This window comes from Streptomyces sp. NBC_00691 (assembly GCF_036226665.1).
In the GTDB taxonomy this organism is placed as follows: Bacteria; Actinomycetota; Actinomycetes; order Streptomycetales; family Streptomycetaceae; genus Streptomyces.
On record NZ_CP109007.1, the window covers coordinates 546,920 to 567,998 of the forward strand.

A 21,079-nucleotide genomic window follows, 5' to 3' on the forward strand; every position below is an offset into this window, starting at 1 on the left:
GCGCGCGCCGCCACGGCGGTGCGGCCGAACGTGACCATTCGAGGGAGGAGTTGGCCAGGGCTCGTGTGTGACATGGAGGCGGTGCGGAGAGCTGTTTAAGAAACCTTGTTGAATAAGCCCTTACCCCTGGTTCACTCTTGATTTGCTCCTGCCAATCCGAACAGGGTTCTCTCGAACGTTTGACGCCCCACACGTCAACACGAGGAGAGACCGACTTTCATGGCAACTCACAAGCGATCCCACGGACTTCGCAACGCGGCCATCGCCACAGGTACGGCAGCCGCGGCTGCCGCAGCGCTGTTCGCGGGCAATCTCGCCGGGGCAGCCACCCCGGCCGAGGGCACCGTCCACGGACTCGGCGCACCCGGCGCCGTCGACGGCAGCTTCATCGTCATCCTCGACGCATCCGCGAACAAGGGGGACCTCGCCAAGAAGTACGGCGGCACGCTCGTCCGCTCCTACGGCTCCAAGGTCAACGGCTTCTCCGCGTCCGGTCTGTCCGTCGACGAGGCCAAGCGCCTCGCCGCCGACCCCGCGGTCGGGACCGTCGTGCAGAACAAGCGGTTCAGCATCAAGGAGACGCAGGAACAGCCCCCGTCCTGGGGCCTGGACCGGATCGACCAGGCCGACACGGCGGGCGACCAGAAGTACACCTACCCCGACAACGGCGGGGAGGGCGTGACCGCGTACGTCATCGACACCGGCGTCCGGATCTCGCACAAGGACTTCGGCGGGCGGGCGGCCCACGGCTTCGACGCCGTGGACAACGACGACAGCGCCGACGACGGCAACGGCCACGGCACGCACGTGGCGGGCACCATCGCCGGTACCTCCCACGGAGTCGCCAAGAAGGCCAAGGTCGTGGCCGTCCGCGTCCTCGACGACAACGGCTCCGGCACCACCGAGCAGGTCGTGGCCGGCATCGACTGGGTGACCCAGAACCACTCCGGTCCCTCGGTCGCGAACATGAGCCTCGGCGGCGGCGCCGACGAGGCCCTGGACGCGGCGGTCAAGCGGGCCATCACCTCCGGTGTGACCTTCGCGGTGGCGGCCGGCAACGAGTCCGCCGACGCCGGCCAGGGCTCGCCCTCCCGGGTGCCGGAGGCACTCACCGTGGCGTCCAGCACCAAGGACGACCAGCAGTCGGAGTTCTCGAACTTCGGCGCCGTGGTGGACCTGTACGCGCCCGGCTCGGAGATCACCTCGGCCTGGAACGACAGCGACACCGGTGTCAAGACGATCTCCGGAACGTCGATGGCCAGCCCGCACGTGGCCGGTGCGGCGGCTCTCTACCTGGCGGCCAACCCGTCGGCGACGCCGGCCGACACGGCCGCCGCGCTGACCGGGGCGGCCACCCCGGACGCCATCAAGAACGCCTCCTCCGGCACCGCGAACAAGCTCCTCAAGGTGACGCCGTAACCCTGTGACAGCACGTCCGCGACTCGCCGGGGCCGACCCCGCCCCCGATGAGCCGTGACGAGGTGGCCCTCCACACACCGGTGGAGGGCCACCTTCGTCGGTCCGGTGCCCGATACTTCTGGGATGCCGCAGACGCAGCCCGCCGGGTTCCCCGAGCCGGTATCGGCGGAACCGCCGCACCGCCCGGACCTCACTTTGCTGACCCAGTCCTGGCTCGACCTGGCGTTCCTCCACTGGGCCGTGGACCCCGCCGACGTGGCCCCGCTGCTGCCCGCCGGCACCGTTCCCGACACCCACGACGGCGTGACCTACGTGGGTCTGGTCGCCTTCCGGATGCACCGGGCCGGCTGGCTCAGGCTCCCCGGGATCCCGTATCTCGGGACCTTCCCCGAGACCAACGTCCGGCTCTACTCGGTGGACGCCCACGGGCGCCGGGGAGTCGTCTTCCGCTCCCTCGACGCCTCCCGTCTGATCCCGGTGGCCGTCGGGCGGTGGGCGTTCCGAATCCCGTACGTCTGGTCCAGGATGAGCGTCCGGAACGAGGGCTCCACCGTGACCTACACCAGCAGCCGTCGCTGGCCAGGCCCGCGCGGGGCGCGCAGCGCGATCAGCGTCGAGGTCGGCGAGCCGGTGGCGGAGCCCACCGCCCTCGAACACTTCCTGACCGCCCGCTGGGGCATGCACAGCGCGTTCCGCGGGCGGCCTCTCTACCTCCCGAACACCCACCCGCGCTGGCCGCTGCACCGCGCCCGGCTGCTCGACCTCGACGAGACACTGCTCACCGCGGCCGGTCTGGAGCAGCCGCCGGGCCCGCCCGTGAGCGTGCTCTACTCACCGGGCGTGCCGGTCCGTTTCAGCGCCCCGCCGCGGAACCCGCGGGCCGTGTCGATCCCGCACCCGAGGAACGGGGACGGGTAGCCGGCTCGTCGGGGGCGGGGACGGGCGGCTCGCCAGGCCGTGGCAGGGGGGCGGAGGCGCGGTCTCAGCGCGGGGCGATCCCCGCCTCGGCCGCCGCCTTGATCCTGGCGCCGAAGCCGTCGGCGTCCTTGCGGGCGGCCGCGAGCGCCAGGCCCGCGAAGAGTCTGCCCAGGCCGTGGCCTTCGAGGACGTTGTAGACGCGGACCTGGGTCCGGCCGTCGGTGAGCGGTTCCAGGTCGTAGCCACCCTCACGCGCCGTGATCAGGTTCTTCGACACCTCGGCCCAGCGGAGTTTCACAGGAGCCTCGAAAGCGGTGATGCGGAACTCCCTGGCCGTCTTCGTCCCGGCGTCCTTGACGGTGCTCCGGAAGACGGTGCCCACGGAGGTCGGGGCGTCGGGGACCCGCTCGATCCTCAGCACCCGGGGGCTGAACTCCGGATCGTTGCGCCCGTCGGCGAGGAAGGCGAACACCTCGTCCACCGGACGGTCGACCTCGAACGTCGCTTCGAACTGTCCTGTCATGGGGCACCCCAGATCGGTCGAGCGGCGCCCCCGCCCGCGCCTGCGGCGACGAGGCGGTCCCCCTCGTCGTACCACCGCTGCTTCCGTAGCGGCACCACGACCCTACGTGACCGCCCGTCGGCCCGCCCGGTGAGTGGTCCGCTCCCCCAGCCGGTACGTCTCCACCGCCGTGCCGCCGAAGACCGCGGCCCGTTCGCCGGGGCTGAACGCCTCCGTGAGCGCCCCCGCGGTGGCGAGCGTCCGGCCGTACGGCACCGCCAGCGTGCACACCGGCCAGTCGGAGCCGAACATCAGGCGGCTCGGGCCGAAGGCGTCGAGCAGGGTGTCCGCGTACGGCCGCAGGTCCCGCACGGTCCAGGCGTGCCAGTCGGCCTCGGTGTGCAGGCCGGAGAGCTTGCCGACCGTGTTCGGGAGGGCGGCGAAGGCGCGCAGGTCGGTCGCCCACGGTTCGAGTTCTCCGCTCGCCACGGGCGGTTTCGCCGCGTGATCGAGGACGAAGGTCAGCTCGGGCAGGTCTCTCGCGGCCGTCGTCGCGGCCGGCAACTGGTGCGGGAGGATCACCAGGTCGTACGTGAGCCCGGCGGCGGCAACGGCGGTGAGGCCGCGGCGGACGTCGGGACGGAGCAGCCAGGCGGGGTCCGGTTCCGACTGGACCTGGTGGCGGATGCCCACGAGGTGCCGGCCACCCGGCAGGGCGAGCAGCGCGGCCAGGGTGGCGGCGGTCTCGGGGGAGGTCAGGTCGGTCCAGCCGACGACACCGGCGATCAGGTCGCTGTCGCGGGCGGTGGCCAGCATCTCGGGTGTCTCCTCGGCGACGGTGACCGTCTGGACGAGGACGGTGGCCGTCACCCCCGCGGCGGCCGTCTCCGCGCTCAGGTCGCGCTCCGTGAAGGTGCGGCGCAGGGGCGTGAGGGCGGGTCCGGTGATCCAGTCCTGGTCGCGGACGGAGAGATCCCAGAGGTGGTGGTGCGCGTCGACGACGTAGGGGCCGTCGGCGGCGGTCGCCGTGGGGAGGGCGCCCATCGTGGTGTTATCCCTTGCGCCCTTCGTCGCGTGCTCCGACTGTCCCGCCGCCGCGCCCCTGGTGCCGCTCACAGCTCCCACACCACGGGCAGTTCCGCGTCCGCGCCGTCACCGGAGTAGTCGTGCACGACCTCGAGGAGTTCGGCCATCCGGGCCTGCCACGTCACGTTGACCGGCAGCTTCTCCAGTTCGGCGAGGAGGCGGGCGTAGTCCTCGCAGTCGAGCAGATGGAAGAGGTGGGTGCCGCTGCGCCAGATCGTCCAAGAGGTACAGCCGGCGGCCCGGATCGCCCGGGTCAGCTCGGCGGGAACCTCGCGGTGCGCTTCCTCGTAGGCGGCGATACGGTCCGCGCGGACCCGGGTGTGCAGGGCGATTCTCAAGGGTTCGCTCCAGAGGTGTCGGCGACGACCAGGACGACGTCGAGGGTGCGGGGGCCGTGGACGCCTTCGACGCGTTGCAGTTCGATGTCGGAGGTCGCCGAGGGGCCCGAGATGAAGGTGAGGGGTCTGTGGGGCTCCAGGCGGGCGAGTGCCTCCGGTACGTCCGGGACGATCTGCTCCGCGCGCACCACGCAGAGGTGGTAGTCCGGGAGCAGGGACAGGGCGCGACGCCCTTGGCCCGGGCCCGTGTCGAGCACGATCGTCCCGGTCTCCGCGACGGCGACGGTCGCGGTGGTCAATGTGCCGTCCACAGAAGCGAGTCGGCGCACGCTCAGGGGCGGACGGTCGCCCACCAGGTCCGCGTCGGTACGTGTCAGGAACTCGGGCGGGAAGCCTTCGGGCACGACGACCCGCCGCGCACCTCGGCGTTCGAGGAGGGCGGCCACGGTCCCCGCGACGTCCTCCGGTGCGCAACGCACCACCGTCGCCCGGTAGTCGGCGACGCGTGCGGCGAACAGCCCGACGGTGTCGCCGGGCGCGACCGTGCGGCGGTAGGTCCGTGGAACGGGTACGTCGTCGGGCGTCTCGTCGCTCGGAACGTCGCTCACCGCGGTCCGGACGCGGGCGAGCACGGCGGATCGACTGTCCGTGGCGGGGCGGTCCTCCCCGGCGCCGCCGTCCGTGCCGCCGCTCCTCATCGCTCCTCCCGGTGCGCGCGCCACCATGTGCGGAACGACTCACGTGGCGGTGCCGGCGTGTCCCGCGTGGCGGACCAGCCGGCGAGCGGACCGGGCAGGCGCCGGATCCGTCCGCCGCGGCCGCCCAGCAGCCGGCCGCCGGCCGCCCCCGCGCGCTGCGCGACGGCCAGGAGCCCGGGTGAGTCGAGGACGGTGGCCGCCGCCTTCATGGCGAGCGCCTCCGGTGTCGGCAGCGCCCGGCCGTCGCGCTTCGCCTCGACGGCCTTCGCCCGCAGATGGACCAGGATCTCCGGGATGTCGATCTTCACCGGGCAGGCCTCGTAGCAGGCACCGCACAGGGTGGAGGCGAAGGGCAGCGACGCCGCCCGGCGCACCCCTGCCAGCTGGGGGGTGAGCACCGCTCCGATCGGGCCGGGGTAGACCGAGCCGTAGGCGTGGCCGCCCGTCCGCTCGTACACGGGGCAGACGTTGAGGCAGGCCGAGCAGCGGATGCAGGCGAGGGCCTGCCGGCCGACGGTGTCCTTGAGGACATCGGTGCGGCCGTTGTCCAGGAGGATCAGATGGAAGTCCTGGGGGCCGTCGCCGGGCGTCACTCCGGTCCAGAGCGAGGTGTACGGGTTCATGCGCTCGCCGGTCGAACTGCGGGGCAGCAGCTGGAGGAAGACCTCCAGGTCGGTGAAGGTCGGCACGACCTTCTCGATGCCCATGACGGTGATCAGGGTCTCCGGCAGGGTCAGGCACATCCGTCCGTTGCCCTCGGACTCGACGACCGCGATGGTGCCGGTGTCGGCGGCGGCGAAGTTCGCCCCCGAGATCGCCACTCGCGTGGTGAGGAACTTCTCCCTCAGGTGAAGTCTCGCCGCCTCGGCGAGCGCCTTCGGGTCGTCGGTGAGGTCGTCGGGCGCCGCCCGGCCCCACTCCCCCATCCGCTCCGCGAAGATCTCCCGTATCTCCGCCCGGTTGCGGTGGATCGCCGGGACGAGGATGTGGGAGGGCCGGTCCTCGCCGAGCTGCACGATGAGTTCCGCCAGGTCGGTCTCGTACGCGGTGATGCCGGCGGCCGCGAGTGCCTCGTTGAGCCCGATCTCCTGGGTGGCCATCGACTTGACCTTGACGACCTCGTGCCGCTCGGTGTCCGGGCCGCCGGCGGCGCGGACGAGGCGTGCGACGATGCGGTTCGCGTCGGTGGCGTCGGCCGCCCAGTGGACCGTGCCGCCGGCCGCGGTGACGCTGGCCTCCAACTGCTCCAGGTAGGTGGCGAGGTGGCGTGCGGTACGGCGCTTGATGGCGGCGCCGGCCTCCCGGAGCTCCTCCCAGTGCGGTACCTCCCCGGTCGCGTCGAGGCGCTTCGTGCGGATGGTGGTCGTGGCGTGCCGGAGGTTGTGGCGCAGCCGGGTGTCGGCCAGGGCGGTGCGGGCGGCCTCGGGGAAGGCGGGGGTGCCGAGCCAGACCCGTCCGTCGTGGTCGGTGTCCTCCGTCATGCCGGTCACCTGGTTCCTTCCGTGGCGGCGAGGATCTCCGCGAGGTGCAGGGTGCGTACGCCGCTGTTCCACCGGCTGAGGCCGCCGCCGATGTGCATGAGGCAGGAGTTGTCGGCGGCGCACAGGACCTCGGCCCCGGTGCTCAGGACCGTGGTCATCTTGTCGGCGAGGATGGCGGTGGAGGTGTCGGCGTTCTTGACGGCGAAGGTGCCGCCGAAGCCGCAGCACGCCTCGGCCGCGGGCAGGTCGACGAGGTCGATGCCCCTGACCGCGCGCAGCAGCCGCAGGGGCCGGTCGCCCAGACGTACTCCGCGCAGGGAGTGGCAGGTGGGGTGGTAGGTCACGCGATGCGGGAACACCGCGCCCACATCGGTGACGCCGAGGACGTCGACGAGGAACTCGGTCAGCTCGTGGACGGCGGGGACCACCGCGGCCACCGCGTCCCGCAGTGCGGCGTCGCCGAGCTGTTCGGCGAGGACGGGGTGGTTGTCGCGGATCATGGCGGCGCAGGAGGCGGAGGGCGTCACGATCGCGTCGTATCCGGCGAAGGCGCGGGCGAAGCGGGCCACCATGGGGAGGGACTCGGGGCGGTAGCCGGTGTTGAAGTGCATCTGTGCGCAGCAGCTCTGCTCGCGGGGGAACTCGACGGTGTGGCCGAGCCGTTCGAGGAGGGTGACGACAGCCCGACCGGTGCCGGGGAAGAGCGTGTCGTTGAGGCAGGTGATGAACAGTCCGATCCTCATCGGCGCCTCACCAGCCGTCGCGGGAGGGTACGAACCCGGGGATGCGGTGCTCGTGGCGCAGCTCGTCCCAGAGTGCCTCGGGTATCTCACGGGCCAGCATGTCGGCGGCGTCCGTGGCCTCAGCAGCGCTGCGCAGACCGAGGAGGACGCCCGCGACGGCGGGGTGGCGCAGCGGGAAGCGGGCCGCCGCGGCCCTCAGGGGCACTCCGTGGCGCTCGCAGATCTCCCGCAGCCGGAGGGCCCTGGCCAGGGTCTCCGGCGGCGCGGCCGCGTAGTCGTACGTGGCGCCCGGACGCGGATCGGCGAGGAGGCCCGAGTTGAACACACCTCCGGCGACGATCGAGACGCCGCGGCGCCGTGCGGCCGGCAGCAGTTCGGCGAGGCCGCTCCGGTCGAGCAGGGTGTAGCGGCCGGCCAGCAGGACGACGTCGATGTCGGTCTCGGTGACGAAGCGGGTGGGGATCGCGGTCTGGTTCATGCCCACGCCGATGGCACGGACGACGCCCTCCGCCCGCAGTCGTTCGAGGGCGGGGTACGCCTCTCGCAGCGCCTGGTCGGCATGGTCGTCGGGGTCGTGCAGGTACACGATGTCGACGCGGTCGAGCCCGAGCCGCTCCAGGCTCGCCTCCAGGCCGCGCCGGATGCCGTCCGCCCCGAAGTCCCAGGCCCTGCGGTACGCGGCGGGGACCGCGAAGCCATGGGCGAGGTCGTCGCCGGTCGCGCCGGGGTCGGGGACGAGGAGGCGGCCCACCTTCGTCGACACCGTGTACGTGTCACGGGGCCGGGCCCGGAGGAAGGCACCGAGCCGTCGTTCGGACAGGCCGAGGCCGTAGTGGGGTGCGGTGTCGAAGGAGCGGATCCCCCGGTCCCAGGCGGTCGCGAGGGTGTGGTGCGCGTCCTCGTCGGTGACGGGGCGGTAGAGGTTGCCGATGCCGGCCGCGCCGAAGGCGAGACGGCTCGTCCAGGCGGTGGTCCGGCCGAGGGGGACGCGGGCGGGGGCGGCGGCGCGGGAGAGGCTCACGGGGTCGGCGGCGCGGACGCCGACGGCAGGTTCGCCCGCGGCGCGGTCGCCCCGGGCGCGCTGGTCCATGGACCGCTCGTCCGCGGCCTTCTCGTCCGCGGTCCTCCGGTCAGCGGCCCTCTGGTCCCCGCTCATGTGCCCGCCGGCCGGAGTCGGAGTCCCGCCATGCCGCCGTCGACGGCGAGGGCGGTGCCCGTCACCGAGGCCGCCGCCGGGGAGGCGAGGTAGACGACCGCCGCCGCGACCTCGTCGGCGCCGACGAGCCGGCCGGTGGGCTGGCGGGCGCTGAGCGCCGCGCGTTCGGCCTCCGGGTCCGCCGCCGCGTCGAGCAGGCGGGCGACCCACGGGGTGTCCACGGTCCCCGGGTTGACGCAGTTGACCCGGATGCCCTCCCGCACGTGGTCGGCCGCCATCGCGAGGGTCAGGGAGAGGACCGCCCCCTTGCTCGCCGAGTACAGCGCCCGCTGCGGCAGGCCCGCCGTGGCGGCGATGGAGCAGATGTTGACGACGGCGGCGTGCTCCGAGCGGCGCAGGTGGGGCAGGGCGGCGCGGGTGGTGCGGACGACGCCGAGGAGGTTGACGTCGAGGACGGCGTGCCACTGGTCGTCGGGGTTGTCCTCGACGGTGCCGGCGGCGCCGATGCCCGCGTTGTTGACGAGGATGTCGATGCCCCCGAGTGCGGCGGCGGCCGCGGCGACGGCTTCGCGTACCGAGGCGTCGTCGGCGACGTCCGCGCGGAGGGCGGTGAGGGGGTCGGGGGTGGCCGACGGGTCGAGGTCGAGGACGGCCACGGCGGCGCCCCGCGCGTCCAGCAGACGGGCGACGGCGAGGCCGATGCCGGAGGCACCGCCGGTCACGACGGCGCGGAGGCCGGCGAGCGGGTACGCGGTCATGCGGTCACCTCCACCACGGATGCGACGGTCTCGTCGTCGGCGAGCGATCCTGCCAGGTCGGCGGCCCAGAACGTGCCGTGGGGATAGGCGAACGTGGTGAGGGAGGCCTCGTGCATGTCGGCCGAGAAGCCGGGAGCGAGAGGGGTCGTGTACGCGCCCTCGCGGATGACGGCCGGGTGGACGAAGTGCTCGTGGAGATGGTCGACGAACTCGATGACCCGGTCCTCGGTGGTGCCGCTGAGCGCCACGAAGTCGAACATGGCGAGGTGCTGAACCAGTTCGCACAGTCCGACCCCGCCGGCGTGCGGGCAGACGGGGACGCCGAACTTTGCGGCGAGGAGCAGTATGGCGAGGTTCTCGTTCACGCCGCCGACCCTGGCCGCGTCGAGCTGGACGATGTCGACGGCGTTCGCCTGGAGGAGCTGTTTGAACACGATGCGGTTCTGTACGTGCTCGCCCGTGGCCACCTTGACGGGGGCGACGGCGGCCCGCACGCGCGCGTGCCCGAGGATGTCGTCCGGGCTGGTCGGCTCCTCGATCCAGTACGGGTCGAACTCGGCGAGCGCCCGGGTCCATTCGATGGCCTCGGTGACGTTCCACCGCTGGTTGGCGTCGACCGCCAGGCGGACGTCCGCGCCGACGGCGGCGCGGGCGGCCCGGCAGCGGCGGACGTCGTCCGCGAGATCGGCGCCGACCTTCAGCTTGATCTGGGTGAAGCCCGCCGCCACCGCCTCCTCGGCGAGTCGGGTGAGCTTCTCGTCGCTGTAGCCGAGCCAGCCGGGCGAGGTGGTGTACGCCGGGTAGCCCTGGGCCCGCAGGACGTTCTCGCGCTCGGCGCGGCCGTCCTTGCCGCGCCGGAGGAGCTCCAGGGCTTCCTCGGGGGTGAGGGCGTCGGTGATGTAGCGGAAGTCGACCTGCGAGACGAGCCACTCGGGATCGGCGTCGGCGAGCAGTTTCCACAGCGGCTTCCGCTGCCGCTTGGCGGCCAGGTCCCACACGGCGTTGACCACGGCCCCGACGGCCATGTGCATGACGCCCTTCTCGGGCCCGAGCCAGCGGAGCTGGCTGTCGCCGATCAGCGCCCGGCTGACGAGGCCGGGGTCGGCGCAGAGGTCCTCCACGGACCGGCCGACGACGTGGGCGCGCAGCGCTTCGATCGCCGCGACCTGGACATCGTTGCCACGCCCGATGGTGAAGGTGAAGCCGTGTCCCGTGGGGCCGTCGGGCTCGTTCGTGCGCAGGACGAGGTAGGCGGCGGAGTAGTCGGGGTCCGGGTTCATCGCGTCGGACCCGTCGAGTTGGCGGGAGGTCGGGAAACGGATGTCGTAGGTGTCCATCGCGATGACCCGCGTGATGTCAGTGGACAACGGGGTTCCTTTCACACCTGGGCTGCTTGCTCGGTGTTCGGCTTCATCTGCCCGAGCGACGCGGAGCAGCCCCAACCATCAGCACAGATCGGGTGATTGGCCTGTTGAGCGAGAACGATACGGCGCTCGCGAGAGGTGAGGCAAGTAGACATCGGATGTTTCTCGGACCTTGAGAACGCATCACGCGCGGCAGCGCGAAGGCCGTGACCCACCGCCTCACGCATGGCATGCCGACGGGCGGGCGCTCCCGGGGGAGGCGCCCGCCCTCGTCGTGCGTCACGGGTGGTGGAGGCGGCGGAAGAGGCCGGAACGGCGGGTCACAGCACGCTGTCGAGCCAGCGGACGACATTGGAGATGTGGATGGTCGCCCAGGCCTCCGCCGTCCGCGCGTCCCGTGCGGCGAGCGCGTCCAGGATGGCCCGGTGCTCGGACAGGGTCCGGGCCACGGCGGTCTCCTCGGTGATGCCCCGCCACAGCCGCGCCCTCACGGTGGCACCCGAGATGCTGTCGAGGAGCGAGCACAGCAGGGGAATCCCGGAGGCCGTCGCGATGCGCCGGTGGAACTCCAGGTCGCTGGCGACGAGTTCCTCCAGGCTGGGGGCGTCGCCGAGCCGGTCGAGGAGTTCCCCGAGCGCTTTGATCTCCTCCTCGGGAATGCGCTCCGCCGCCAGCGCGGTCGCCGCCGGCTCCAGGATGCCCCGTACCTTGAGGGCCTGGAGCGCCTGGTCGTCCTGGTGGAAGTCGAGGACGAACGACACCGCTTCGAGCAGCAGGGGTGGTTCGAGGCTGGAGACGTACGTCCCGTCGCCCTGCCGCACGTCGAGGATGTTCAGCAGGGACAGCGCCTTCACCGCCTCGCGCAGGGAGTTGCGCGACAGGCCCAGCTCGGCGGCGAGGTCGGCCTCCTTGGGGAGCCGGTCCCCCGGACGCAGCGCGCCCGAGACGATCATCTCCTTGATCTTGCCGATCGCCTCGTCCGTAACTGCCAAGGCGTCCTCCTGTGCAAGGCCAAATACATCGGATGTGTCTGCTGGGCGCCACCTTACTGCAGGGTGGCGTGGGGGCGACCGGGTCCGTCAGGGACGCCTTCGGGACCACCGGGGTCCAGGCCCGCGGAGCGCCGCAGGGTCGCCGCCTCGCGGGCCAGGACGGCGGGGTCGTCGTCCGGGACGAACTCCAGGAGGGCGTCCCGCCGCCGCGGCGACGCCGCGAGCCGGGCGAACGCCCGGGTCCACAGCGCGGCGCGCGCGGACAGCGGCAGCCGGCGGTTGCCCGGCCACCAGGAGAAGACGTGGACGGCGCCGACCCGGTCGGCGAGTACGTCGAGGCCGGCGAGCGCCTCGGGGTCGGCGGCGTCCTGAGGTGGCTGCCAGTAGGAGGTGACGTTGTCCGCGTCCGCCGCCCGCAGCTCCTCCAGGAGGCGGACGGTGGAGGGGACCGAGTCGGTCAGGGTTCCCCCGTGGAACTCGAGACCGAGCTCCAGGCCGTGGTCCCGCGCGACCAGCGCGGCCTCCCGCAGGGTCGCGGTGATCCGGGCGCGGTCCTCCTCCACGGCCTCCGCCGACCCCGACACACCGGCCCAGACGCGGATGCGGGGTGCTCCGAGCGTCACGGCCCCGCGGGCGATCTCCGCGAATCCGGACAGCTCGTCCGGGAGGCAGTGGAAGTACGAGCCGTAGGAGCAGCAGGCGATGCCGTGGGCGTCGGCGGCGTCCCGGGCGACACGGAGCGCCTCGGGGCGGTCGGGCGGGGCGTGCACGTCCGCGCCCCATTCGACGACCTCGAGGCCCGCCTCCGCGACGCGACGGGCGACCTCGGCGACGGGCAGCCCCCGGAACGTGACGGAGCAGATCCCGAGCCTGGGCGGGGCGGTGTCCGGCCCTGGTGGGAGGGGGTGCGGCGGGTCGGGATCGGGCACGGGAGCGGTTTCCTTCGGGTAGAGCCGGTCGCGTGGAGTCGAGGGAGTCGAGGAGGCCCAGGAAGGCCGGGGAAAGTCCACGGATGTCCTCGGCAGACCGGGGAGGTCCGTGGCGGTCGTGGCCCGCCGTGGCGGTCGTGGCCCGCCGTGGCGGTCCGAGGGGAGCGTCTGGGGAGTCGGCAGCCGGCCCGGAGCGTGACGTACGTCGGGCCGGCTGCCCCTCCCCCTTCGCCGTCAGCGGGCGTTGGGGCCCACGTCCGCCGGGGTCAGCGGTCGGCGCAGCGGCGTCGTCGTCGCGTACTCGTCGGCACCGACGTCCCGCACGCTGCCGCGCGCGTCGCCGTCGATGTCATGGGTGACGGGCGCCGGGGAGAGCGTGGCCGCACCGATCGCCCGGCTCGTGCTCGACAGGCGGTACACGCCGTCGGAGCCCCGCACGAGACGGGGGTCGGCCCGCAGGAATCCGCCGGCGGGGATGTTCCCGTCGGCCGCGGCGCCGAACAGGATGTTGCTCTGCCAGGTGAAGCGGACCGTGGTCGCCATCTCGACCAGGCTGCCGGTCTGGCCGACCAGCAGGTTGTCGGCGACGGTGATGTCACGGGGTTCGTGCGGGCGGTGGCTCTCGCCCGAGAGCGCGCCGCCCGCGTTGTCGAGGAGGGTGTTGTGGGCGATGAGGACGCGGTCGGGTGCGTCGTTGCCCCGGCGGGCCTCGGCCGATTCGCCGGGGAGGTGGTCGCGTTCGGTTCCGCTGCCGATGACCATCGCCCGCCCGGTGAGCCCGGCCAGGTAGTTGTTGACGATGATGTGGTCGTTGCCGTAGATCCGCACGCCCTCCTCGCCGCCGATGAGGTAGTTGCCGTCGACGAGGGTGCCGTTGCCGTGGCGCAGGACGATGCCGCCGAGGCTGTCGCGGATGGTGTTGTAGCGGATGGTGTTGTCGGAGCTCTTGACCGAGATGGCCTCGGGGTCGCCGTTGGCCCGCTCGAACAGGTTGTACTCGACGAGCGCGTGCGCGCTGGACAGGGCACGGGGGCTGACGCCGAGGCGGATCGGTTCGCCGCCGTTGGAGCCCGCGAAGGTGTGGTCGGAGAAGTGGTTGCGGTGGACGTGCACGCCCTGGGCCATGGCCTCGCTGCCCGCGCCCTCGATGCCGAGGAAGATGCCGAGCGTCGTCTTGCCGTGGAAGTGGTTGCGGTCGATCACGGCCTCGTCGCCGCGGACCATGACCCAGTGCAGGCCCTCGATGTCCGCGAGCTGGAAGTCGTTGCGGGTGAGCCGGATGTACGTGCAGGTCGGCGGGATCTCCAGGGTGGTGCTCTGGCGGAAGGAGAAGCCGCTCACGGTCACGTTGCTGGACGCGTCGAAGACGAAGCTCCGCTCGCCATGAAGCACGGCGCCGCCCCGTGACGCGGCGACGATGGTGATCGGCGCGGTGCGGGAGCCGTTCTTGCCGGTGATGGTGAGGGGTTTGGCGGCGGGCACGGTGTAGGTGCCGTTCGCGACGACGATGCGGGTGCCCGGTCCTGCCGCGTCGATCGCGTCCTGGAGGTCGTCCAGGGTGCTGACGTCGACGGTGGCGCCCAGGGGGCGTGCGGGCTTGCACCGGGCGGTATTCGCGTACGCCGGGGCGGAGAGGGGCAGGACGGCGACGGCCGCCCCTGCCGCGGTGCCGGTGAGGAACGTGCGTCGTTGCATGGTGCCTCCGTGATCGGTCGGATGGGTGGTACGCGTACGGCCCGTCACATCGAGGCGCCGGGCCCGGACGGGTCCGTCAGACGCAGCTCGATGACGGGCACGGGTGTGTCGGGCCGCCGCACCGGGAGCCGGAGCGTGAGGGTGCCGGCCGGCTGGCCGCCCATCTGGGTGTTCATCGCCGGGCGGTCGGGGTCGAGCGGTTCCTGGACGATCTCCGAGGCGTCGTTCAGGAGCTGGGCGTACCGCACCCGGCCCGCGAGGCCGGGCAGGTGGAGGTGGCGCAGCGGCCAGGAGAAGAGATGGACGTAGAGCCGGTCGCCGGACTGGGTGTACCGGCAGTCGGCGGGCGGGGTGTACGGGGAGGGGCCGCAGCCGCGGACGGAGCGTTCGTGGAGGTCGGTCCAGCGGCCGATCTCGGCGAGGGCCGCGGTGTCGCGCGGATCGAGGTCGCCCCGGCCGGTGGGCCCGACGTTCAGCAGCAGGTTGCCGCCCTTGGAGACGCCGTCGACGAGCATCCGGATGAGCAGGTCGGGGCTCTTGTGGTCGAGGTTGTCGCGGTCGTAGCCCCAGCTCCCGTTCAGGGTCTGGCACGCCTCCCACAGGACCGGACGGCCGTCGACGGCCATCGGGGCGGACGGCTGGTACTGCTCGGGCGTGACGAAGTCTCCGGGGAGGCCGGACCGGTCGTTGACCAGGATGTGCGGCTGGAGCTCGCGGACCATGGCCATGAGCCGCGGGGAGTCCCAGTCGTCGGGGCCCTTGCCGCCCCACCATTCGCGGCCCGCGTAGGAGAAGTCGAAGAAGAGGTAGTCGACGCGTCCGTAGTCGGTGAGCAGTTCGCGGACCTGGCCGTGGAGGTACTCCTGGTACTCCCGGATGTCCCGGTCCGCCGCCGCGGCCTTGAACTCCTCGTCGTCGCGCCGCGGGTGGGTCCCGTCGACGGGGAACGACGGGTGGTGCCAGTCGATCAGGGAGTGGTAGAAGCCGACCTTGAGGCCCTCGGAGCGGCACGCCTCGACGAACGGTCCGACCAGGTCGCGGCCGTGGGGTGTCTTCGTCACCTTGTAGTCGGTGAGCCGGCTGTCCCAGAGGCAGAAGCCGTCGTGGTGCTTGGTGGTGAGGACGACGTACCTCATGCCGGCGGCCTTCGCCGTCCGTGCCCATCGGACCGGGTCGTAGCGGTCGGGGTCGAAGTGGTCGAAGTACACCTGGTACTGCTCGTCCGTCATCCTCTCGCGGGTCTTCACCCACTCGTGGCGTGCGGCGAGGGAGTAGAGGCCCCAGTGGACGAACATGCCGAAGCGGTCGTGGGTGAACCAGGTCGTGTCGGGCGAAGAGGTCGACGGGAGGCCGGCGTCGGCGCTGGTGGAGGTCATCGGGCATCGTTCCTGTGCGGTCGGGAGGTGAGGGCGGTCCGTCCGACGCCGTCAGGCCGGTTCGTGGACGTCTTCGCGGAGCCGTACGCCGGGGGCGACGCGGGCCAGGTAGCCGGTGTCGTCGCGGCGGGTCAGGCCGCACGCCAGGTACTGCTCGTGCAGCCGGTCCAGTGCGTCGCGGTCCAGCTCGACGCCGAGTCCGGGGCCGCGCGGGACGGTGATCGCGCCGTCGACGAGGTTCCACGGGGTGGTCACGACGTCGTCCTCGGGCCGCTTCCAGGGCCAGTGGGTGTCCAGGTCGTGGGTGACGGCGGGGGTGGCGGCGGCGAGGTGGACCATCGCGGCGAGGCTGATCCCGAGGTGGGAGTTGGAGTGCATGGACATGCCGATGCCGAAGTGGTGGCAGGCGGTGGCCAGTTGCTGGCTCGCCCTGAGTCCGCCCCAGAAGTGGTGGTCGCCGAGCAGGACGCCGACGGCCCGGGCGGGAATCGCCTGGGTCAGGTGCTCCCAGGTGACCACGCACATGTTGGTGGCGAGGGGCATCGGGGCGGTCCGCGCGAGTTCCGCCATGGCGGGGATGCCGGCGACCGGGTCCTCCAGGTACTCCAGTACTCCCGTCAGCTCCTCGGCGACCCGGGCGGCGGTGTCCGGGTCCCAGCTCGCGTTGGGGTCGAGTCGGAGCGGGTGGTCCGGGAACGCCTCGCGCAGGGCGCGGATCGCGGCGACCTCGTCGTCCGGCGGGAGCACGCCGCCCTTGAGCTTGAAGGAGCGGAAGCCGAAGCGGTCCGTCAACATCCGGGCCTGCGCCACGAGTCCCGCGGGGTCGAGCGCCGGGCCCCACTCGTCGGGCTCGTGTCCGGGGTGCGCGGCCCATTTGGCGAACAGGTAGCCGCAGAAGTCGATCCGGTCGCGTGTGGCGCCGCCGAGGAGGTCGGACACGGGCCTGCCGAGGTGTTTGCCCTGGAGGTCGTGGCAGGCCACCTCGAACGGCGAGGTGACGCTCGCGACCGTCTTGGCCGCGCCGCCGTCGCCGATGAGGCCGTGGGCGTCGCGCGCCACCCGGCCGCCGGCGATCGCCCCGACCCTGCGGGACAGTTCGTTGAGGTCGAAGGGGTCGAGGCCGGGCAGGTCGTCGGCGACGGCGCGGAGCAGTGCGAGGTGGGCGGCGTCGCCGTAGCTCTCGCCCAGGCCGTACGCGCCGGTGTCGGTCCTGACCTCCACCACCGCGCGCAGGGCGTACGGCTCGTGGACGCCGACGGCGTTGAGCAGCGGCGGGTCGGCGAAGGCGACGGGGGTGACGACGACGGAGGTGACCTTCACGAGGCGACCGCCACGGCGGGAGCGGCGTGCGCGGGGGTGGGTCCGGTCAGGGCGCGCCGGCCCTGGAGGAGGAGGTCCGCGAGCTGGTCGACGTGGTCGGGGGCCGCGTCCACGAGGGGCGCCCGGACGTGGCCGACGTCGAGCGAGCGCAGCCGGGCTCCGGCCTTGACGAGGGAGACGGCGTAGCCGGGGACCTGGTCGCGGAGGGCGGTCAGCGGCAGGTAGAAGTCGGCGAGGAGCCGGCCGGTGGTGGCGGTGTCGCCGTTCGTGAGGGCCGTGTGGAAGGCGCGGGCGATGTCGGGGGCGAAGCACAGGACGGCGGAGGAGTAGTCGCGGATGCCGATGGCACGGCAGGCGGTCGCGCTGACCTCGGCGGTGGGCAGGCCGTTGAGGAAGGCGAAGGTCTCGGCACGGGGGTGGCCGCTGGTGCGTACGGCGGTGACCATGCGGGCCATCGAGTCCAGGTCTCCGTCGCCCTCCTTGATCCCGGCGACCTGGGGCACCGAGAGGAGCCGCAGGGCGGTGGACACGCCGATCCTGGCGAGGCCGCGCCGGTAGACGAGGACGGGGAGGCGGCCGGCGCGGGCGACGGACTCCACGTAGGAGACGTAGCCCTCCTCGGTGCCGCCGACGAGGTACGGCGGTAGCAGCAGGATCCCGTCGGCTCCCGCCTCGGAGGCGGCGGCGACGGCCGCCTGTGCGGTGCCGAGGCCTCCTCCGGCGCCGGCGAAGACGGGTACGCGGCCGGCGACGACGCGTACGGCGTGCCGGACGACCTCGGCGTACTCGGGGGCGCTGAGCGAGGAGTACTCCCCCGTGCCGCAGGCGACGAAGAGGGCGGCGGGGCCGTGGGCGAGCTGGTCCTCGATGTGGTCGGTGAACACGCTCGTGTTCACCTCGTCGGCGGGGGTGAACGGCGTGAGCGGGAAGGACATCAGGCCGGACGGGATCACGGGAGGTGGTCCTTTCGGAGGGGTCGGCCGTTCGGGTCAGCCCTTGAGGGCGCCGCTGGACAGGCCGTGGACGAAGGAGCGCTGGAAGAAGAGGAAGACGATGACGGACGGCAGCAGGGCGAGCAGCGAGGCGGCCATCACCACGCCGGGGGTGACGAGGGGGTCGACCCGCAGCGTGCGCAGGGCCAGCGGCAGGGTGTAGGAGGAGGAGTCGGTGGCCACGAGCAGGGGCAGCAGGTACTGGTCCCAGATCATGGTGAAGCCGAAGACTCCGATGACGCCGAGCGCGGGCTTGCACATGGGGAGGATGATCTGCGCGAAGATCCGCAGGTCTCCGGCGCCGTCGATGCGCGCCGCCTCCTCCAGCTCCTTCGGCACCTCCTTCATGAACTCGGTCATGACGAGGATGGAGAACGCCCAGGCGCCGACGGGCACGATCATGCCGGCGAGGGAGCCGATCAGACTGATGTGGACGACGGGCAGGTCGGCGAGGATCACGGAGAGCGGAATGGCCAGGATCTCCTCGGGCAGCATGAGCGTCGCCAGGATGGCGACGAACGCGAGGGTCATGCCCCGGAAGCGCTTCCTGGCGAGGGCGTAGCCGGCGAGGACGGAGACGGCGACCTGGAGCAGCAGTCCGAAGCCGACGACGAAGAACGAGTTGAGGAGGTACTTCAGGACGCCCTGGTCGAAGGCGACGGCGAAGTTGTCGACGGTGGGGTCGGAGGGGAGGACGCTGAGCTGGGTGGGGTCCTTGACGTGGTTGAACGCGCTGACGAGCAGGGCGAGCAGCGGGCCCGCGAACACGATGAGGACGAGGAGGTACGTGAGGACCTTGAGGGCGCGGCCGGCGGCGCTGCGGCTCTCGGTCAGTCCGAGGGCGGTCTCGGTCGGCGCGCTCATTCGTTACCCCTCCGTCGGAACAGGTGGACGCCGACCGTCAGGAGCAGCGTCGCCAGGAACAGCAGGACGGCTCCGGCCGCGCCGACACCGAGCCGGTTCTGTTCGAGGCCCAGCTTGTAGATCACGGTCATGACGACTTCGGTGGAGCCGTCGGGGCCGCCGTTGGTGAGCAGGAAGACCTCGGTGAAGACGCGCAGGCCCCGGATGGCGGCGAGGACGAAGAGGATGGTGAGGACGGCGCGCAGACCGGGGAGGGTCACATGACGGATGCGCTGGAACCGGGACGCGCCGTCGACCTTGGCGGCCTCGTAGAGTCCGCGGTCCACCCCGGCGAGTCCGGCGAGGAAGATCATCATGTCGTAGGGGGCGCCCCGCCAGATGCCGGTGAGCATGATGGAGGCCATCGAGGTGTCGGGGTCGTTGATGAATCCCGACGGGCCGAATCCCACGAGGCCGAGGAGGGAGTTGAGCATGCCGTCCTCGGTGGGGTGGTACATGATCCGCCAGAGTTCGGCGACGACCGCGATCGGCACGACGACGGGGAGGAAGGCCGCCGAGCGGACGAAGCCGAGTCTGCGGCCCTGCCCCTCCATGAGGAGGGCGAGGGTGAGGCCGAGCAGCATCGATCCCGCGGTCTGTCCGACGGCGAGGACGACGGTGTGCCAGGCGGCCTCGCGGAAGCCGTCCGAGGAGAGCACGGTGGCGTAGTTCTCGCCGCCGACCCACCGGTTGCCGAGGTAGGGCTGGACTTCCTGGAAGGACATGGTCAGCGCGCTGGCCATGGGGATGAACTTGAAGTAGAGGAAGAGGATCAGGGCGGGGGCGAGGAAGAGCCAGGGCGTCCACCACCGGCCCCCGCGGCGGTTCCTCACGCGGCGGGAGACGGGCGTCCCGCCTCCTCCCGGCGCGGTCGTCGCCGGCCCGCGCGCGGCGGGCGGGGTGGAGCCGGCCGCCGGGTCTGCGGCCGCCGTCACCTGGTCGAGGCTCGTCATCCGGCGATTCCCTGCTCCTGGAGGATCCCGGCGAGCTTCGTGTCGAGTTCACGCAGCTTCTCGCCCAGGTCGAGGGAGCAGTCGGCCATCAGGGCGTTGACCGTCTCGGCGGTGGTCTGCCGTACCGGTGTCCAGTTGGGGAGGGAGGGGGCGTAGCGCCCGGAGGAGCGGTAGGCGTCGGCGTAGGTCTTCCAGCGGGGGTCGGGGCGGACCTCGGTGACGTCGACGGTCTTGTTCACGGGGAGCTGGACGGTGGAGCCGTCGACGCCCTCCATGCCGAGTCTCTGGCCCTCGGCGGAGATGGCGTACCCGGCGAAGGCGTCCTGTCCGGCGTTGTTCTCGGAGCCGGCCATCAGGTAGACGGAGCCGCCCTCGGCGAGCACGGTGGCGTCCTTCGGGCCCTTGGGCATGGGGACGACCTCGTACTTGTCCTTGCCGAGGGACTTGTCGAAGCGGGACATGAGGTAGGGGCCGACGACGAACATGCCGGTCCTGCCGGCCTCGAACGTCTCGTTCGTCGGCGGGGTGTCCATGGTGACGGCACCGGGCTGGACGACCTTCGCGTCGCAGCCGAGTGCGCGGAACCAGCGCATGGCCTCCGTCGACTCCTTGCCGGTCATCGACGGCTTGTACTTCCCCTGGCCCGCCTCGGTGACGAAGTCCCCGCCGGCGGCCCAGAGGAAGTTGGAGAAGTACCAGGAGGCGTAGCCGCGCTTGGTGGACAGCGGGGCGGCGAGGCCGTAGGTGTCCTGCTTGCCGTTGCCGTCGGGGTCGCGGGTGGTGAAGGCGGCGGCGAGCGCGGCGAAGTCGTCCCAGGTCCGCGGAGCCTGCAGCTTGAGCTTCTCGCGCCAGTCCTTGCGGATGAGGAGGGCGCCGGCCTGGGCGGAGTACGGGATGCCGTACTGCTTGCCGTCGACGCTCCGGCCGGAGTCCCGGGCCTGCTCGACGAGATCCTGACTGCCCTTGATCTTGCCGAGGTCGATCTCCCTGAGGAGGCCCTGGCTGTGCATCGCGCCGAGCTGGGTGACGTCGTTCATGACGATGTCGGGCAACTGCCGCTGAGCGGCGCGCTGCTGGAGCTTCGTCTCGAAGTCGTCGAAGATCGCCGTGACCTTGACCTTGTGCCCGGTGGCCTTCTCGAAGCCTTCGACCAGCCGGAGCGTGGCCTTCTCGCCGGGGCCGCCGGGCGTGGTCCTGGTCCACAGCTCCAGCTCCGCCTTGGAGTCCTGCTTGGCGTCCGTCCCGGCAGGACCGGACGTACAGCTCGTCAGGGCCAACGCCGAGGCGAGAAAACCCGCACCGATCCATCGCGTTCTCTGCATGACAACTCCTGTTCGCCGCCGTCGGCAGCTGGCCTGTAAGCGCTTGCCGGGGACGCTAACGCGCGGCCGAACGAGGGTCAATAGTCCGATGACTGAAAAGAGTTGAAACGAATGAAGGCGCTTGATGACGCGTA

At 72.0% G+C, this 21,079-nt stretch carries 20 protein-coding genes; 2 read left to right on the forward strand and 18 right to left on the reverse strand.

All coding sequences use genetic code 11. The features are described 5' to 3' along the window. Positions 1–219: 219 nt before the first annotated feature. Together OG392_RS02530 and OG392_RS02535 are read left to right on the forward strand one after the other, a co-directional pair. Positions 220–1,419 (forward strand): S8 family peptidase, encoded by a 1,200-nt coding sequence (locus OG392_RS02530; RefSeq protein ID WP_329275072.1) that lies wholly within the window; start codon positions 220–222, stop codon positions 1,417–1,419. 123 nt (positions 1,420–1,542) lie between these two features. Further along, positions 1,543–2,337, forward strand: coding sequence for a YqjF family protein (locus tag OG392_RS02535; RefSeq protein ID WP_329275074.1), 795 nt, complete (start codon positions 1,543–1,545; stop codon positions 2,335–2,337). A gap of 64 nt (positions 2,338–2,401) precedes the next feature. Here the strand turns inward: OG392_RS02535 and OG392_RS02540 are convergent, their stop codons facing one another. The 18 genes from OG392_RS02540 to OG392_RS02625 all read right to left on the reverse strand — a co-directional run bounded on the left by OG392_RS02540 (position 2,402) and on the right by OG392_RS02625 (position 20,945). Continuing rightward, positions 2,402–2,860, reverse strand: a complete 459-nt coding sequence (locus OG392_RS02540; protein ID WP_329275077.1) for an SRPBCC family protein — start codon at positions 2,858–2,860, stop codon at positions 2,402–2,404. A gap of 102 nt (positions 2,861–2,962) precedes the next feature. Further along, on the reverse strand, positions 2,963–3,883 hold the full coding sequence (locus tag OG392_RS02545; RefSeq protein ID WP_329287027.1) for an amidohydrolase family protein: 921 nt from the start codon (positions 3,881–3,883) through the stop codon (positions 2,963–2,965). A gap of 68 nt (positions 3,884–3,951) precedes the next feature. Further along, positions 3,952–4,263 (reverse strand): L-rhamnose mutarotase, encoded by a 312-nt coding sequence (locus tag OG392_RS02550; RefSeq protein WP_329275079.1) that lies wholly within the window; start codon positions 4,261–4,263, stop codon positions 3,952–3,954. Continuing rightward, entirely contained in the window at positions 4,260–4,961 is a 702-nt protein-coding gene (locus OG392_RS02555) for a LutC/YkgG family protein (RefSeq protein ID WP_329275081.1), read from the reverse strand. The genes OG392_RS02550 and OG392_RS02555 overlap by 4 nt, the downstream gene beginning before the upstream one ends. Continuing rightward, complete coding sequence (locus OG392_RS02560) at positions 4,958–6,442, reverse strand: LutB/LldF family L-lactate oxidation iron-sulfur protein (RefSeq protein ID WP_329275083.1); 1,485 nt, start codon at positions 6,440–6,442, stop codon at positions 4,958–4,960. The genes OG392_RS02555 and OG392_RS02560 overlap by 4 nt, the downstream gene beginning before the upstream one ends. A 5-nt stretch (positions 6,443–6,447) precedes the next feature. Then, positions 6,448–7,185 carry a (Fe-S)-binding protein gene (locus tag OG392_RS02565; RefSeq protein ID WP_329275084.1) on the reverse strand — a complete coding sequence of 246 codons (738 nt, stop codon included), beginning with the start codon at positions 7,183–7,185 and terminating at the stop codon, positions 6,448–6,450. A gap of 7 nt (positions 7,186–7,192) precedes the next feature. After that, a complete protein-coding gene (locus OG392_RS02570) occupies positions 7,193–8,275 on the reverse strand; it encodes an aldo/keto reductase (RefSeq protein ID WP_329275087.1) in 1,083 nt (360 codons plus the stop codon). 62 nt (positions 8,276–8,337) lie between these two features. After that, entirely contained in the window at positions 8,338–9,099 is a 762-nt protein-coding gene (locus tag OG392_RS02575) for an SDR family NAD(P)-dependent oxidoreductase (RefSeq protein ID WP_329275089.1), read from the reverse strand. After that, on the reverse strand, positions 9,096–10,436 hold the full coding sequence (locus tag OG392_RS02580) for an enolase C-terminal domain-like protein (protein ID WP_329287029.1): 1,341 nt from the start codon (positions 10,434–10,436) through the stop codon (positions 9,096–9,098). The genes OG392_RS02575 and OG392_RS02580 overlap by 4 nt, the downstream gene beginning before the upstream one ends. Before the next feature lie 347 nt (positions 10,437–10,783). After that, positions 10,784–11,455: a FadR/GntR family transcriptional regulator gene (locus tag OG392_RS02585; protein ID WP_329275091.1), complete on the reverse strand. Its 672-nt coding sequence runs from the start codon at positions 11,453–11,455 to the stop codon at positions 10,784–10,786. A gap of 53 nt (positions 11,456–11,508) precedes the next feature. Continuing rightward, positions 11,509–12,384 carry a sugar phosphate isomerase/epimerase family protein gene (locus OG392_RS02590; RefSeq protein WP_329275093.1) on the reverse strand — a complete coding sequence of 292 codons (876 nt, stop codon included), beginning with the start codon at positions 12,382–12,384 and terminating at the stop codon, positions 11,509–11,511. Positions 12,385–12,618: 234 nt separating this feature from the next. Next, positions 12,619–14,079, reverse strand: a complete 1,461-nt coding sequence (locus OG392_RS02595; RefSeq protein WP_329275095.1) for a polysaccharide lyase 6 family protein — start codon at positions 14,077–14,079, stop codon at positions 12,619–12,621. Positions 14,080–14,123: 44 nt separating this feature from the next. Then, positions 14,124–15,455, reverse strand: a complete 1,332-nt coding sequence (locus OG392_RS02600; protein ID WP_329275098.1) for an alpha-L-fucosidase — start codon at positions 15,453–15,455, stop codon at positions 14,124–14,126. Between the two features lie 51 nt (positions 15,456–15,506). Beyond that, positions 15,507–16,775: an enolase C-terminal domain-like protein gene (locus tag OG392_RS02605; RefSeq protein ID WP_329275100.1), complete on the reverse strand. Its 1,269-nt coding sequence runs from the start codon at positions 16,773–16,775 to the stop codon at positions 15,507–15,509. Then, positions 16,772–17,728, reverse strand: coding sequence for a 5-dehydro-4-deoxyglucarate dehydratase (locus OG392_RS02610; RefSeq protein ID WP_329275101.1), 957 nt, complete (start codon positions 17,726–17,728; stop codon positions 16,772–16,774). Before OG392_RS02610 ends, OG392_RS02605 begins: the two co-directional genes overlap by 4 nt. Before the next feature lie 36 nt (positions 17,729–17,764). Further along, positions 17,765–18,631, reverse strand: a complete 867-nt coding sequence (locus tag OG392_RS02615) for a carbohydrate ABC transporter permease (protein ID WP_329275103.1) — start codon at positions 18,629–18,631, stop codon at positions 17,765–17,767. Beyond that, on the reverse strand, positions 18,628–19,623 hold the full coding sequence (locus OG392_RS02620) for a carbohydrate ABC transporter permease (protein ID WP_329275105.1): 996 nt from the start codon (positions 19,621–19,623) through the stop codon (positions 18,628–18,630). Before OG392_RS02620 ends, OG392_RS02615 begins: the two co-directional genes overlap by 4 nt. Next, entirely contained in the window at positions 19,620–20,945 is a 1,326-nt protein-coding gene (locus OG392_RS02625) for a sugar ABC transporter substrate-binding protein (RefSeq protein WP_329275106.1), read from the reverse strand. The genes OG392_RS02620 and OG392_RS02625 overlap by 4 nt, the downstream gene beginning before the upstream one ends. Positions 20,946–21,079: the final 134 nt, after the last annotated feature.